Source organism: Allorhizocola rhizosphaerae (assembly GCF_003426775.1).
Lineage (GTDB): Bacteria > Actinomycetota > Actinomycetes > Mycobacteriales > Micromonosporaceae > Allorhizocola > Allorhizocola rhizosphaerae.
Map to the genome: position 1 here is coordinate 17504 of NZ_QJUG01000093.1, position 13640 is coordinate 31143.

Sequence of the window (13640 nt, forward strand, 5' to 3'; positions counted from 1 at the left end):
GTTTTCAGCGGTCGTAGGTCAGCAGGTCGCCGGGCTGGCAGCGCAACACCTGGCACAGCTTGGTGAGCGTGGCGAAGCGGATGGCGCGGGCGTGACCGTTCTTGAGGATGGACAGGTTGGCCTGGGTCACGCCGACCCTTTCGGAAAGCTCGGTGAGCGTCATGTTGCGGGCCGCCAGGATGCGGTCCAGGTGCACGGTGATGCCGTGCGAGGGCTCGGCGCGTCGGGCCATCACACGGTTCCGTCGAGGTCCGCGCGCATTTCGGCGCCCACGAGCACGAAGCGGGAGAACGTCAGCAACCCGACGCCGACGAGCACCAGCGGCAGCAGGCCGGTCCAGCCTCCGCCGCCATCTGGCAGGAAGGAGCCGCCGATGGGGTCGCTGACCATCGTCGCGAGCAGGCGCACGGCGGCAGCGTCCTCCGCGATCGGGGCCAGTATGCTGCCGACGATCAGGACCCAGCCGAGCGCACGCAGCCGCCGGGCGGTGCCGTTGGTGTGTATGCCTTCGCGAGCCGCGCCTCGCACCAGTCTGAAGAGGACCAGCAGGACGGTGGCGAACAGAGCGAAGGTGGGAAGCATCGTCAGCGTGTACCAGATGCGCTGCGCCACGTCGGGAGTCTTCGTGCAGTAGGAGTAGGCGGTCGTGCGCATTTCCACCCCGGCCCGTGCATCGTGCGGCAGCAGGGGATCCTGAGGGTCGACGGTGCCACCGCTCGGCTCGTCGACGCAGATGCGCCCGACATTGCCGAACCCCATGACGCCGGTGGTGCCGGTGAACGCCCCATACACCCCGCAGACCACTATCAGGACCACGAATGCGAGCAGCATGTGAGTCCAGCCGGAAAGCGGGCTCAGTGGATCCGTGTCCCTGCGCATATCGTAAAACGATAGTATCGAAATTCGATATAGTCCAGGCTAGTTCTGGTCCAGGTACAGGCGGACCTCGCCCGCCCGAGGATCGTCGCGGCATTCGAAGATGTTCAATGCTCTGCGCCACGCGTGCTGGGCCTCGGCGGTCTTGCCGAGCCGCGACAGGGCGTGGCCCAGCTCGGTGAGCAGGATCGCCGACTGCCACTCGTCGCCGAGCTGCGCCGCGCCTTCCAGCCCCAGCCTGAAGCTCTCCACCGCCTGCTCATAGTCGCCCATCGCGTGATAGGCCTCGCCGAGGCTGCAGTAGGCGATGCATCTGGATGTCTGCATGGCCTGACCGAGCTCGATGTCCAGCGCCGCCCGCAGATGCCCGAGCGCGACGTCGAACCGGCCCTGATAGCGGGCGAGGTTGCCGAGGTTGTTGAGCACGATGGCCTCGTTGGCCCGGTCGCCGATGCCGCGCTGGATCTCCAGCGCCTCCGACAGGCACTCGACCGCCTGTTGCAGCTGTCCCTGCCGCCGGTGCGCGATGGCAAGACCGTTGAGGGTGACCGCGAGTCCGCGGCGATCGCCCGCCGATTCGCGCATGGGCAGCGCCTTGGTCAGGTAGCCGACCGCCTCGCCGGGCAGGTTCAGGTCGAGGTGGGCGTGCCCGAGTGCGGTGAGGATGCGCGCCGCCGTGGCGGAATTGTGGCACGAGAGCGCCGCACGCAACCCGTGCCGGCTCACGGTGATCCAGTCGTGGGTGAACTTCACCGAGCTGTAGAAGCCGTTCAGGGCGACGGACATTTCGGCGGCGAGTGCCGGCTGGACGTCAGCGGCCGTCTCGACGATGTGGCGAATGCTGGCCCGCTCGGCCTCGCCCCACTCCAGTGCCTGCCTGGCCGAACCGAAGACATCCGACGGCCACGACGGCTCGTGGTAACCGACCGGGCTGATGGCCCGGGCCATCCCGGTTATCATTTTCCGGTACCACGCCAGCAGCCTGCCGATCGCGTCGCGCCTGGCCTGCGGGTCGGTGTCGGACTCGGCGCGCTCGGCGGCGAACGCGTTGAGCAGATCGTGCAGCCGATAACGTTGGCTCTTTTCCGCCTGTACCAGATGCCCGCTCACCAGAATGTCCAATTCGGACTCCGCGGGGGCCGGCGGCAGATCGGCCAGTGCGGCCGCGGCGTCGACCGTCCAGGTGTCGCCCGGGTACAACGAAAGGAAGCAGAACAGCCGCTGCACCTGAGGATCCAGCGCCTCATAGGACCACTCGAACACCGGGCGGATCGCCGAGAGCGGATCACCCGGCGGGGAAAGCACATCCAGCCGGCGCGTCCGGTCCTTCAACAGGGCCACCAGCTCCGAGAGCTCCAGCCGCTTGCCCACGGCCCGCTCGACGGCGATGCGCAGCGCCAGCGGCAGGCCGCCGCACAACCGCACGAGATCGGGACCCGCCGGATCGGACTCACGGGCCGCGCCGGGGCCCGCCGGAGCGCGATTGGACACCAGGATCCGGTCCACCAGCGCGAGCGCGTCGTCGTCGGGCAGCCCGGCCAGCGGGATCCGATGCGCGCCGTCCCGCGCGACCAGGCCGGCGAGCTGGTCGCGGCTGGTGACGATCACCAGGCAGGTGGCCGAGCCGGGCAGCAGCGGCCGGACATGCTCGCTGTCGCGGGCATTGTCCAAAACGATCAGCAGTTTGCGCCCGGCGCACACCGTCCGGAGCAGGCCCGCCTTGGCCTCCGGCCCATGGGGCAGGGCCGCCTGCCGCACGCCGAGCGCGGACAGGAACCCGGCCAGCACCGTGTCGGCGGGCAGCGGCCGGTCGGGGTGAAACCCGCGCAGGTCAACGTATAGCTGCCCGTCGGGGAACAGCTCCGCGTGCCGATGCGCCCAGCACACGGCGAGCGCGGTCTTGCCGATGCCGCCCGGCCCCACGATCGCGGCGATGAGCGCGTCGCCACCGTGCACGATGTCGATCACGGCGAGCTCAGCCTCGCGCCCGGTGAAGTCGCGCGGCATGGCCGGCAGCTGCCCCGGGACGGGCGCCGTCACCTCCCGCACGGCGCCGTGGGCCAGCTCCCGCCAGACGCGCCGCCACAGCTCGACCTCGGACCGGATGCCTTCCTCGGGATAGCCGTAGGCGTGCAGGCACGCGCTGACGAACGAGTAGACCAGGTCCCAGCGCGGCAGGCGGGGCAGGCCCCGGCCGTTGAGCATCCAGGACACGGTGGTGGGCGCCAGCGGGTGTGCCCGCTCGGCCAGGCGTTGCAGCCTGCGCAGCGAGGGATTGCCGCACCACGCCCGCAGCTTGGCCAGGGCGATGATGAAGGTCTCGGCCGAGTCGGCCGTCTGGGATGGATCCGGCGGGTGTTCAGCTGCGCCCATGCAGAAGGTCTCTCCGGCGGTTGTGTGCAAGCCTGTTCAACCATACCCGCACACGAGCCGGTGACCGATCACGGCCACGGGCCGGGGCTACAGATCACGGTGGCGGTGGTGCCGCTGGTGCTACCCGCCCCACACGTCGTCGGCGGTCTCCACGATCAGGGCCAGCTTGGCGGCCTGCTCGTCGCGGGTCAGGGCGTTACCCTCCACTGTGGACGAAAAGCCGCACTGCGGCGAGAGGCACAGCTGGTCGAGCGGGATGTGCTTGGCGGCCTCGTCGATCCGGCGCTTGAGGTCGTCTTTGGACTCCAGCTCGCCGCGCTTGGTCGTGACCAGCCCGAGCACCACCCGCTTGCCGGGCGGCACGAAGCGCAGCGGCGCGAACGATCCGGACCGCGGGTCGTCGAACTCCAGGAAGAACCCGTCGACCGCGAGCTCGCCGAACACCGCCTCGGCCACGAAGTCGTATCCGCCGGAGGCGGCCCACGATGAGCGGAAGTTGCCCCGACACATGTGCGTGGTCACGGTCATGCCCGCGGGCTTTTCGGTCAGCGCCGCGTTGATCTGCTTGACGTAGCGCAGGTGCTGGTGTTCGGCATCGTCGCCGCGCTCCTTCAAGATAGCCCGCTGTCGCGGGTCGTTGAGGTACGCCAGGCTGGTGTCGTCGAGCTGGAGATACGTGCACCCGCGCTCGGCCATCGCCTTGATCTGCGCGGCATAGGCGGTGCTCAGGTCGGACCAGAACTCCTCCTCGTCCGGGTACACGGACGGGTCGATGGCCGCGCGTCCACCCCGATAGTGGACCATGCTGGGCGACGGGATGGTCAGCTTGGGCGTGATGCCCGGGTCCACAATGGACCGCAGGAACTCGAAGTGGTCGGCGAAGACGGGCTCCACCAGCTTGACCCGATCGTGCACGACCAGAGCCGGCGCGGTGAACTCGATTTTCCCCTCATCGTTGACGAACTCCACCTTTATCCTGTCGTCCGACTGGCCGATGCCGCCCAGCCGGTAGATGAAGTCCATGTGCCACGAGGTCCGGCGGAACTCCCCGTCGGTGGCCGATTGCAGGCCCACATCGCGTTGCATCCGGACGACTTCGCGGATCGCGTCGTCCTCCACGGCGCGCAGTTCGTCGGGCGGCAGACCGGCAGCGCGAGCCTCCAATAGCGACGCTGGGCGCAGCAGACTGCCGACGTGATCGGCGCGAAACGGTGGCATGGTGGTAACCCCTAACGGTTCAGCGGCAGGCCGACGTAGTTTTCGGCGAACGACGTGGCGGCCGCGGTTGAGCTTGTCAGATAGCGAAGTTGCGACAGTTGCAGGTGCGCGGCGAAGGGATCGGGCACGCGGTGCAGCATCGAGGTCATCCACCACGAGAAGTGCTGCACCCGCCACACCCGGCGCAGGCAGATGTCCGAATAGGACGCGAGCCTGCCGGAAGCATGGCACGCGTCGAGGGCGACCACATCCGCGATGGCGAGGTTGAGGCCCTTGGCACCGGTCGCGGGGACGATGTGTGCCGCGTCCCCGGCCAGGAACAGCCGGTCGTGTTGCATCGGGTCTACCACGAAACTGCGCAGACCCGTGATGCTCTGCTCGATGATGGGCCCGTCGGCAAGGCGCCAGTCAGTGTCCACACGCGACAGCCGCAGCCGCAGCTGCTCCCAAATCCTTGCGGCGGGCCAGCTCTCCAGTGAGTCGTCCGGGTCGACCTGAAGGTAGAGCCGGGTCAGCTGCGGCGAGCGCATGCTGTGCAGGGCGAAGCCTGCTGCGTGATGCGCGTAGATGAGCTCTTCCGACGACGGTGGGGCCTCCGCGAGGACGCCGAGCCACGCATACGGGTAGACGTGTTCGAAGACAACGGGTTTAGGGATGACGCTGCGGCTCACGCCGTGGAAGCCGTCGCACCCGGCGATGAGGTCGCATTCGAGCTCGACCGGCTTGCCGTCGTGCACAAACCGAATCGTCCCGGCCGGATCCACCGTCACGTCCGAAACCCCGAACAGCAGCGGGCGGCCTGTGGCCAGGCGCGCCGCCACGAGGTCCTTCACCAGCTCATGTTGGCCATAAATCGTTACCTGGTATCCCGTGAGCTCCTTGAGCGGCACGCGGTGCCCCACGCCGTCGAACAGCAGCTCCAGTCCACTGTGGACCATCCGCTCGCCCATCAGCCGTTCGCCCAGCCCGATGTCGCACAGCAGCTCGACCGTGCCCTGCTCCAGCACGCCCGCCCGGATGCGCGACTCGATGTGCGCACGCGTGTGCCGCTCCAGCACCACGGAGTCGACGCCGCGCAGGTGCAGCAGGTGCGCCAGCACGAGCCCGGCCGGCCCGGCGCCGATGATGCCAACCTGAGTGCGCATCAGAACGGATACGGTGGGATGTCGCCGCGCACGGTGATCCAGCGCTGCTCGGTGAACGCGTCCAGGTTGGCCCCGCCGCCGAAGCGCACCCCGGTGCCCGAGTCCCTGACCCCACCGAACGGCGCGACCGCCTCGTCGTTGACGGTCTGGTCGTTGATGTGCACGATGCCGGTCGGGATCCGCTCGGCGAGCTCCAGCCCTTTGGCCACGTCACGGGTCAGGATGCCCAGCGACAGGCCGTATCCGCTGTCGGCCGCGAGCGCCGCCGCCTCATCCAGCGTGCTGAACCGCACGACCGGCGCGACCGGGCCGAACACCTCCTGCGCGTAGGCGGGCATCTCGGTGGTGACGTCGTCGAGCACGGTCGGCTTGTAGAACAGCCGGTCATATGTGCCGCCCGCGGCCAGCCGAGCCCCGGCCTCCACGGTGGACGTCACGAGCCCGTGCACCTTCTCGCGCTGCTTCTCGTCGATGAGCGGGCCGACCGCGACCTCCGCCGTGGCCGGATCGCCCACCGGCAAACCGGAAGCGTGGGCGCTCAATGCCGACACATAGGAGTCGGCGATGCTCTCGTGCACGATGTGCCGCCCGGCAGTCATGCAGATCTGGCCCTGGTGCAGGAACGAAGCCCACGCACCGGCCGACACCGCCGCGTCCAGCGGGGCGTCGTCGAGCACGACGAGCGCCGAGTTTCCACCCAGCTCCAGGTGCACGCGCTTGAGGTGCCGCCCGGCCATCTCGGCGACGAGGCGACCCGTGGCGGTGGAGCCGGTGAACGAGATGACCCGGATGAGCGGGTCGGTGACGAGCGCCTCGCCTGCGGGCGGCCCGCCCGGCAGCACGTGCAGCAGGCCCTCGGGCAGTCCGGCGTCGGCGAAGATCTGCGCGAGCAGGAACCCTCCGCTGACCGCGGTCCGCTGATCGGGCTTGAGCAGGACCGCGTTGCCGAGCGCGAGCGCCGGGGCCACGGACCGGCTGGACAGGATCAGTGGCGCGTTGAACGGCGAGATGACCCCGACCACGCCGACCGGCACGCGCTTGAGCAGGCTGAGCCGCGGCTGCGCGGTGGGCAGGATCTCGCCAACCGGGCGGGAGGCCAGGGCCGCGGCCTCGTAACACTCCTGGCTGGCCACATAGGTGCCGAACCCGGCCATCCCGCCGACCGAGCCGGTCTCGCGGACCATCCAGGCCTGCAGTTCGGCTGCGTGCTGTTCGATCAGCGCACCGGCACGGCGCAGCACGGCCGCGCGTTCCTCAAAACTTGCCGCCGCCCAGTCGCGCTGGGCGACGGCGGCCGCCTTCGCTGCGGCTGCCACGTCTTGCGCGTCGGCGACACCGACGCGGCCGATGACGTTGCCGGTGGCGGGCTCGACGATGTTGGTCCAGCCGCCGCGTAGGGTCTGTCCCTCCCAGACCTTGCTATCGATGTAGGTCATGGTGTGCTCCGTTTGGCCTTTTGGATTTGGGCGTAAACCTGCGTGCGCAGCTCCGCGAAGCGGGCGTCGCTGCGGGTGGTGAGCTGGTCGCGTTCCGCGGGCAGGTCTACCGTGACGATTTCGGCCACACGCGTGGGTGAGGCGGACAGCACGATGACGCGCTGCCCCAGATACACGGACTCGTCGATGTCGTGCGTGATGAACAGCAGCGTGACCCCGAGGCGCTGCCACACGGATCGGATGAGGTCTTCCAGTTCGGCGCGGGTCTGCGCGTCGACCGCCGCGAACGGCTCGTCCATGAGCAAAACCCTTGGGCCATAGGCGATCGCGCGGGCGATGGCGACGCGCTGCTGCATCCCACCCGACAACTGCCACGGGTAGGCATTGTGCACATCGGACAGTCCAACCGACTCCAGCGCCTCTGCCACCAGCTCTCGTCGCCGCTGTGCCTTCATATGGGAAGCGCGCAACGGGAGCTCCACGTTGTCGCGCACCCGCATCCACGGGAACAGGCTGCGCCCGTACTCCTGGAACACCACGGCCACGGGCTCACCGGACACGGTGATGCGCCCGCTTGTCGGCGCGAGCAGGCCCGCGATGCACCGCAGCAGTGTGGTCTTGCCGCAGCCGGACGGGCCGACGACGCACGCGAACTCAAATTCCGCGACGCTGAACGTGATGTCGGCGATCGCCTCGGTCCGGCGACCGTGCCCGTCGTACACTTTGGACAATCCCTCGACGTGCAGCATTTACCACTCTCGCATTTCCGCGCGCTGTCCGTGGTACCAGATGAGGATCCGCCTTTCAAAGACCTGGAACAGGGCGGAAAGCCCCACCCCGAGCAGGCCCAACAGCAGCACGCCGCTCCACATTTCGGGAATCTGGAAGCCGCGCTGGAACTGCACGATGGTGAAGCCGAGGCCCTGGCTGGCGGCGATCATCTCGCTGATCACCATGAGGATGATGCCGATCGACAGCGCCTGCCGCGCCCCGGTCACGATCTGCGGGCTCGCCGCGCGCAAAACGAAGTGGCGCAAACGCATCGCGCCGGTGATGCGATAGCTGCGGCACGTGTCGGCGAGCACCTCGTCGACACCGCGCACGCCCTCGACCGTGTTGAGCAGGATCGGCCAGACACAGCCGGAGACGATGACGATGACCTTCATGAGGTCTCCGAAACCGGCGATCAGGATGATGATGGGTACCAATACCGGCGGCGGGATCGCGCGGAGAAACTCCAGCGCGGGTTCGAGCAGCGCCCGCAGCCACGGGATGGCCCCGATGGCGGTGCCGAGCGCGACCCCGAGCACGAGCGCCAGCGCATACCCGGCGAACAGTCGCCCGACGCTCGGCAGCGCGTCGTCGAAAAGCCGTGGCCCAAACCAGGTTTCGCGGAACGCGAGCAGGATCCGCGACAGCGCCGGGCGGTAGAAGTCCGTGCTGCCAGCGCTCGCGAACCACCACACCGCCACGAGCACCACCGGCAGCCCGAGCGCGATAGCGATCCTTCTCACGCCGCGGCCACCTCCCGCCGGATCGCCGGATGCCACGCGAGGATCCGGCGCTCGCCCATGCGGGCAAAAGCGTTGGCGCACAATCCGATCAGGCCGGTGACCACGACGTAGGCGTACATCGTCGGCACGGCGCTGACCCCGCTGCCCTGCGCGACCGCGATTTCCCGGCCGAGTCCGGGCGACCCGATGACGAGCTCACCGGTGATGGCCAGAATCAGCGCGACCGAGGCGGCAAGGCGCAAACCCGTTAACGCGTAAGGCAAAGCGGTCGGCCAGATCAGGTAGCGCACGCGAGCCCACCGGCCGAGCCGATAGACGCGGGCGGTCTCGTGCGCGACCGGGTCCACATCGGCCACGCCGTGCAGGACCTGCACCAGCACCTGCCAGAACGCGGCGTACACGACCAGCACCCGGGTGGACGTGATGGTCGCGCCGTAGAGCAGCGCGGCGAGCGGGATCAGCGCCACCGACGGGATGGGCCGGAGGAACTCGATGGTCGACGCGGTCGCGGCGCGCAGCAGCGGTACCGAGCCGATGACGACACCCAGCACCACGCCGGCGACCAACGCGATCGCCAGACCCTCGGCCCAGGTGCGCAGGGTGTCGCCGACGGCCGTCCAGAAGCGCGGCTGCTGGGCCTCGCTCGCGAGCGCCGCCGCGATCCTGCTCGGGGGTGGGGCGTACTGGATCGGCACGAGACCGAGCCGCGGCACGGCCTCGCCGATCGCGATCAGCCCCAGCAGCCCGGTCGCCCCGAGCAGCGCACGACTCACGGCAGCAGGGCGTTGACGTCGGCGGCCTTGGTCAGCAGCCCGTCGGCCAGCGCGAGGTCGGCGAGGGTCTGCACCGACTGGCGGTTGACCTCCGCGGGCCACTTGGGCAGCGTCATCTTCGCGATGACCTCCGGCGCGATCTGCGTGTAGGTGCCGATGACCGCCCGCGCCTCGTCGGGATGTGCGTCGGCGTAGGCCAGGGACTCCTTCATCGCCTCGGTGAACCGCCGCACCAGGTCGGGGTTGGCCGCGATCGTCTGCTGCGACGTGAAGTACAAAGCGACGGCCAGGTTGGGCGCCGTGTCCACATAGCTCGACGCGATCTTGCGCCCGCCGTCGGCGAGCACGGCCTGCTGGAACGGCTCGACCACGAACACCGCGTCGACCTGCCCCGCCTTGAGCGCGGCCGGTTGCTGCGGGAACGGCAGCTCGACGAAGCGCACCCCCTTGGGGTCGCCGCCCGCCTTGCGCACCGAGGCGCGCACGCTGGTGTCGACGATGTTCTTCAGGGTGTTGGCCGCGACGGTCTTGCCCGCCAGGTCGGCGGGGGTCTTGATCGGGCTGTCGCCCTTGACCATCAGCGCGGCGAAGTCGGAGCCGTCGACCCCGGTGGAGTTGTTGCCGTTGCACACCACCTTGAGCGGCAGGCCGTTGGAACCGGCCAGCAGCAGTGAGATCACGTTGCTGAAGCCGAACTGATATTGCCCGCTCACGACCGCCGGGACGATGGCCGCGCCGCCGGAGGCGAGGGTGAGCTCCAGCTCGATGTTGCGCTTCTTGAAGAACTCCTTCTGCCGGCCCAGGTAGATGGGCGCGACATCGAGGATCGGGATGACCCCGACGGTGACCCGGTCGGGCTGGCCGGGCTGCGTGACCGGGGGAGCGGCCCCGCCGCCACAGGCGCTCTGTCCAAACAGGACGAGCAAAGTGGCGAGTGCTGCGAGACGTCTTCTCATCGCGGTGGCTCCATCCGCTTAGTCGAAGCTTGTTCGGAGGTCGCACGCTCGTTCTCAAAGTGAACGTACGAATCCATTGACGAATTGTCAATTTTTTGCCTACCGTCAGTCCGTATGGAGCTCGTCGGGCTGGCCGAGGGCATCGCCGCGCTCGTGCGGGACGGCGATACCGTTGCGTTGGAAGGGTTTACCCACCTGATCCCGGTCGCGGCGGCGCATGAGATCATCCGGCAGGGGCGGCGCGACCTGACCCTGGTGCGCATGACGCCCGACATCGTCTACGACCAGATGATCGGCGCCGGGTGCGCCCGCAAGCTGGTGTTCGCGTGGGGCGGCAACCCGGGCGTCGGCTCGCTGCACCGGCTGCGCGACGCGGTCGAGCACGGCTGGCCCCACCCGCTGGAGATCGAGGAGCACAGCCACGCCGGCATGGCCAACCGATACGTCGCGGGAGCCTCCGGGCTGCCGTTCGGTGTGCTGCGCGGCTATCGCGGGACCGATCTGGTCAAGCACACCGCGACGCTGGCGGCCGTCCGGTGCCCGTTCACGGGGGAGGAGCTGACGGCGGTGGCCGCGCTCAACCCGGATGTGGCCGTGATCCACGCGCAGCGGGCCGACCGGCGCGGCAACGTGCAGCTGTGGGGGATCACGGGGGTGCAGAAGGAGGCCGTGCTTTCCGCGCGCCGCTCTCTCATCACGGTGGAGGAAGTGGTCGAATCGCTTGCGCCGCAACCGGGTGCTGTCGTGCTCCCGTCGTGGGTCGTGTCGATGGTGGCGGTGTGTCCGCGTGGGGCTTGGCCTTCGTACGCACAGGGGTACTACGACCGGGACAACGCGTTTTATCGCGAGTGGGACGCGATCAGCCGTTCGCGGTCGCGCTTCACCGAGTGGCTGGGCACGTTGTGAACGACGATCTGATGGTGGTCGCGGCGGCGCGTGCCTTGACGGGACGCACGTCGTGCTTTGTGGGGATCGGGCTGCCGAGCACGGCGGCCAACCTGGCCCGCCGGTTGCACGCGCCCGAGCTGGTGCTCGTGTATGAGTCCGGTGCCATCGGTGCGAAGCCGTCCCGGCTCCCCTTGTCCATTGGCGACGGTGAGCTGGCCGAGACCGCCGACGCCGTGGTCAGCGTGCCCGAGGTGTTCAACTACTGGCTGCAGCCGGGGCGCATCGAGGTGGGCTTCCTGAGCGCGGCGCAGCTGGACCGGTACGGCAATCTCAACACGACCGTGATCGGCGGCGACTACCGGCGGCCTGAGGTGCGGTTGCCGGGCGCGGGTGGGGCTCCCGAGATCGCCGCGGCGTGCCGCGAGGTGATCCTGATCGTGCGGCAGAATCCGCGCACTTTCGTGCAGACCATCGACTTTGTCACCTCTGTTGGGTATGGTTCCGGGCCGGGCGAGCGGCAGCGGTTGGGGTTGCGCGGGCGCGGGCCGGTGCGCGTGATCACCGATCTCGGCGTGCTCGAACCCGACCCCGTGACCTGCGAGTTGGCGCTCACGCAGGTTCATCCCGGAGTGGAGGTCGACGACGTGAAGAAGGCCACGGGCTGGCCCCTTTCGGTGGGCGAGCTCACCGAGACCGCCCCGCCGACGCCGGCGGAACTGGCCGTGTTGCGCGAGCTTGAAGGAGGCACGCGATGAGCCTGAGGTGGCCGCCGTACAAATCGACCCTGTTGCGGGCGCCGCTGCGTGAGCCCGTTCCGTTGCCGCACAATGATCTCCACTGGGCGGTGTTCGGCGACCGGCCGGTGGGAGAGCTGGAGCACGACCTGACGCGCGGGCATGACGGCGAACCTTTGGGGGAGCGCATCATCGTGCACGGGACGGTGACCGACGCGACCGGAAAACCGTTGCCGCACACGCTTGTCGAGGTGTGGCAGGCCAACTCGGCCGGGCGCTACGCCCATGCGGCCGACCGGCATCCGGCCCCGCTCGACCCCAACTTCAGCGGTGTCGGGCGGTGCATGACCAACGCCGACGGGGAATATCGGTTTGTGACGATCCGGCCGGGCGCCTATCCGTGGCGCAACCACGAAAACGCGTGGCGGCCGGCGCACATCCACTTCTCGCTGTTCGGACGGGCGTTCAGCCAGCGGCTGATCACGCAGATGTATTTCCCCGGCGATCCGTTGTTTGAAAAGGACCCGATTTTGATGTGGGTACCCGATGAGGCCGCGCGGTCTCGCCTGGTCGCACAATTCGACCTGTCGGCGACCGAGCCGGAATGGGCCCTGGCCTACCGGTTCGACATCGTGCTGGGGGCCACGCCGATGGAGCAGCCGTCATGACGACACCCTCGCAGACGGTCGGCCCCTTCTTTCCGCAGGCGCTGGTGGGCAAGGACGGTCCGCTGGTGGTGCCGCTGGGCACGCCGGGTGCGGTGTGGATCCGTGGGCGGGTGTTCGACGGGGCCGATCAGCCGGTACCCGGTGTGCTGATCGAAAGCTGGCAGACCGAGGGATTCGGGCGCACACTGACCGACGCCCAAGGCGCCTGGGCGCTGCACACCGTGAAGGCACCATATGTCGTGCTGTCCATCGCGGCGAGCGGCTTGCTCGACCGGCTCGTCGCGCGCGTCCACTTCGAGGAACCACAGCTGGCAGGCGTCGATCCGGATCGCCTTCACACGCTCGTCGCGCGGGCGACCGACGACGGCTACGCGTTCGACATCCACCTACAGGGTCCACATGAGACAGTCTTCTTCGCCGTCTGAGGCGGGCCTCTTCGACGCAATCGGGGCGCATGGCGCGGTGCGCGACGAGGTTTCGGACAGCGCATGGCTTGCAGCCCTGCTCGAAGTCGAGACGGCGCTCGCATACGCCCATGCCGCAGCCGGCACGATCCCGTCCGAGCACGCCGAAGCGATCGAGGCGGCCTGCGACCCGGCCCGCCTCGACGTGGCGGAGATCGGCCGGGCCGCGGCAAGCGCGGGCAACCCGGTGCTCCCGTTGCTGGAGGCGTTGCGTGCGGCACTTCCGGGTGACATGGCGGTGTCCGTCCACTTCGGAGCGACAACCCAGGATGTGCTGGACACCGCTGGCATGCTGGTCGCGCACCGCGCGCTAGCCGTTGTGCTGGGCGACCTGGCCGAGGCTCGGGAGGCGGCCGCTCGCCTGGCACGCGAGCACGCAGACACCCCGATGGCCGGGCGCACTCTGCTGCAGCGGGCCGAGCCGGTGACGTTCGGGTTCGTGGCCGACGTGTGGCGGGAGTGCCTGCGCGAGGCCGCCGACCGGCTCGCACACGTGCGCGACGAACGGCTGGCGCTCCAGTTCGGCGGCGCGGTCGGCACGCAACCCGCCGTGCCCGGCCTGGCCGCGCGGCTCGGCCTGGCCGAACCGGCGATG

Annotated in this window: 15 protein-coding genes; 5 read left to right on the forward strand and 10 right to left on the reverse strand. The window is 69.1% G+C overall.

All coding sequences use genetic code 11. From position 1 onward, the window contains the following. Positions 1-4: 4 nt before the first annotated feature. From DM816_RS20915 to DM816_RS20960, 10 genes are all read right to left on the reverse strand, one after another. A complete protein-coding gene (locus DM816_RS20915; RefSeq protein WP_117212019.1) occupies positions 5-232 on the reverse strand; it encodes a helix-turn-helix domain-containing protein in 228 nt (75 codons plus the stop codon). Next, positions 232-879 (reverse strand): DUF2975 domain-containing protein, encoded by a 648-nt coding sequence (locus tag DM816_RS20920; RefSeq protein ID WP_117212020.1) that lies wholly within the window; start codon positions 877-879, stop codon positions 232-234. The genes DM816_RS20915 and DM816_RS20920 overlap by 1 nt, the downstream gene beginning before the upstream one ends. A gap of 39 nt (positions 880-918) precedes the next feature. After that, positions 919-3249 (reverse strand): ATP-binding protein, encoded by a 2331-nt coding sequence (locus DM816_RS20925; protein WP_117212021.1) that lies wholly within the window; start codon positions 3247-3249, stop codon positions 919-921. 120 nt (positions 3250-3369) lie between these two features. Continuing rightward, complete coding sequence (locus DM816_RS20930) at positions 3370-4467, reverse strand: 5-methyltetrahydropteroyltriglutamate--homocysteine S-methyltransferase (protein ID WP_117212022.1); 1098 nt, start codon at positions 4465-4467, stop codon at positions 3370-3372. 11 nt (positions 4468-4478) lie between these two features. Further along, on the reverse strand, positions 4479-5612 hold the full coding sequence (locus DM816_RS20935; RefSeq protein ID WP_117212023.1) for a 4-hydroxybenzoate 3-monooxygenase: 1134 nt from the start codon (positions 5610-5612) through the stop codon (positions 4479-4481). Continuing rightward, positions 5612-7048: a benzaldehyde dehydrogenase gene (locus DM816_RS20940; protein WP_117212024.1), complete on the reverse strand. Its 1437-nt coding sequence runs from the start codon at positions 7046-7048 to the stop codon at positions 5612-5614. Before DM816_RS20940 ends, DM816_RS20935 begins: the two co-directional genes overlap by 1 nt. Then, entirely contained in the window at positions 7045-7797 is a 753-nt protein-coding gene (locus DM816_RS20945; RefSeq protein ID WP_117212025.1) for an ABC transporter ATP-binding protein, read from the reverse strand. Before DM816_RS20945 ends, DM816_RS20940 begins: the two co-directional genes overlap by 4 nt. Further along, positions 7798-8562 carry an ABC transporter permease gene (locus DM816_RS20950; RefSeq protein ID WP_117212037.1) on the reverse strand — a complete coding sequence of 255 codons (765 nt, stop codon included), beginning with the start codon at positions 8560-8562 and terminating at the stop codon, positions 7798-7800. Next, the gene (locus DM816_RS20955) at positions 8559-9335 is read right to left on the reverse strand and encodes an ABC transporter permease (RefSeq protein WP_162907668.1); all 777 of its coding nucleotides are present in this window, start codon (positions 9333-9335) and stop codon (positions 8559-8561) included. Before DM816_RS20955 ends, DM816_RS20950 begins: the two co-directional genes overlap by 4 nt. Then, positions 9332-10291 carry an ABC transporter substrate-binding protein gene (locus DM816_RS20960; protein ID WP_117212026.1) on the reverse strand — a complete coding sequence of 320 codons (960 nt, stop codon included), beginning with the start codon at positions 10289-10291 and terminating at the stop codon, positions 9332-9334. The genes DM816_RS20955 and DM816_RS20960 overlap by 4 nt, the downstream gene beginning before the upstream one ends. Positions 10292-10405: 114 nt before the next feature. On the opposite strand from DM816_RS20960, the gene DM816_RS20965 reads away from it, so the two are divergent. From DM816_RS20965 to DM816_RS20985, 5 genes are all read left to right on the forward strand, one after another. Further along, entirely contained in the window at positions 10406-11197 is a 792-nt protein-coding gene (locus DM816_RS20965; RefSeq protein WP_117212027.1) for a CoA transferase subunit A, read from the forward strand. Next, on the forward strand, positions 11194-11934 hold the full coding sequence (locus tag DM816_RS20970; RefSeq protein WP_246002086.1) for a CoA-transferase subunit beta: 741 nt from the start codon (positions 11194-11196) through the stop codon (positions 11932-11934). Before DM816_RS20965 ends, DM816_RS20970 begins: the two co-directional genes overlap by 4 nt. After that, positions 11931-12581, forward strand: coding sequence for a protocatechuate 3,4-dioxygenase subunit beta (gene pcaH / locus DM816_RS20975; RefSeq protein WP_117212028.1), 651 nt, complete (start codon positions 11931-11933; stop codon positions 12579-12581). The genes DM816_RS20970 and pcaH overlap by 4 nt, the downstream gene beginning before the upstream one ends. Further along, a complete protein-coding gene (locus DM816_RS20980; RefSeq protein ID WP_117212029.1) occupies positions 12578-13006 on the forward strand; it encodes a peptidase associated/transthyretin-like domain-containing protein in 429 nt (142 codons plus the stop codon). The genes pcaH and DM816_RS20980 overlap by 4 nt, the downstream gene beginning before the upstream one ends. Then, positions 12981-13640, forward strand: a 660-nt coding sequence (locus DM816_RS20985) for a lyase family protein (protein WP_246002087.1), incomplete at its 3' end; no start/stop codon positions are given. The genes DM816_RS20980 and DM816_RS20985, both read left to right, overlap by 26 nt.

Coding starts and splice junctions, on each gene's coding strand:
- DM816_RS20960 (WP_117212026.1), bottom strand. CDS start 10,291: ATGAGAAGACGTCTCGCAGCACTCGCCACTTTGCTCGTCCTGTTTGGA.
- DM816_RS20965 (WP_117212027.1), top strand. CDS start 10,406: ATGGAGCTCGTCGGGCTGGCCGAGGGCATCGCCGCGCTCGTGCGGGAC.
- DM816_RS20920 (WP_117212020.1), bottom strand. CDS start 879: ATGCGCAGGGACACGGATCCACTGAGCCCGCTTTCCGGCTGGACTCAC.
- DM816_RS20940 (WP_117212024.1), bottom strand. CDS start 7,048: ATGACCTACATCGATAGCAAGGTCTGGGAGGGACAGACCCTACGCGGC.
- DM816_RS20935 (WP_117212023.1), bottom strand. CDS start 5,612: ATGCGCACTCAGGTTGGCATCATCGGCGCCGGGCCGGCCGGGCTCGTG.
- DM816_RS20925 (WP_117212021.1), bottom strand. CDS start 3,249: ATGGGCGCAGCTGAACACCCGCCGGATCCATCCCAGACGGCCGACTCG.
- DM816_RS20945 (WP_117212025.1), bottom strand. CDS start 7,797: ATGCTGCACGTCGAGGGATTGTCCAAAGTGTACGACGGGCACGGTCGC.
- pcaH (WP_117212028.1), top strand. CDS start 11,931: ATGAGCCTGAGGTGGCCGCCGTACAAATCGACCCTGTTGCGGGCGCCG.
- DM816_RS20915 (WP_117212019.1), bottom strand. CDS start 232: ATGGCCCGACGCGCCGAGCCCTCGCACGGCATCACCGTGCACCTGGAC.
- DM816_RS20930 (WP_117212022.1), bottom strand. CDS start 4,467: ATGCCACCGTTTCGCGCCGATCACGTCGGCAGTCTGCTGCGCCCAGCG.
- DM816_RS20980 (WP_117212029.1), top strand. CDS start 12,578: ATGACGACACCCTCGCAGACGGTCGGCCCCTTCTTTCCGCAGGCGCTG.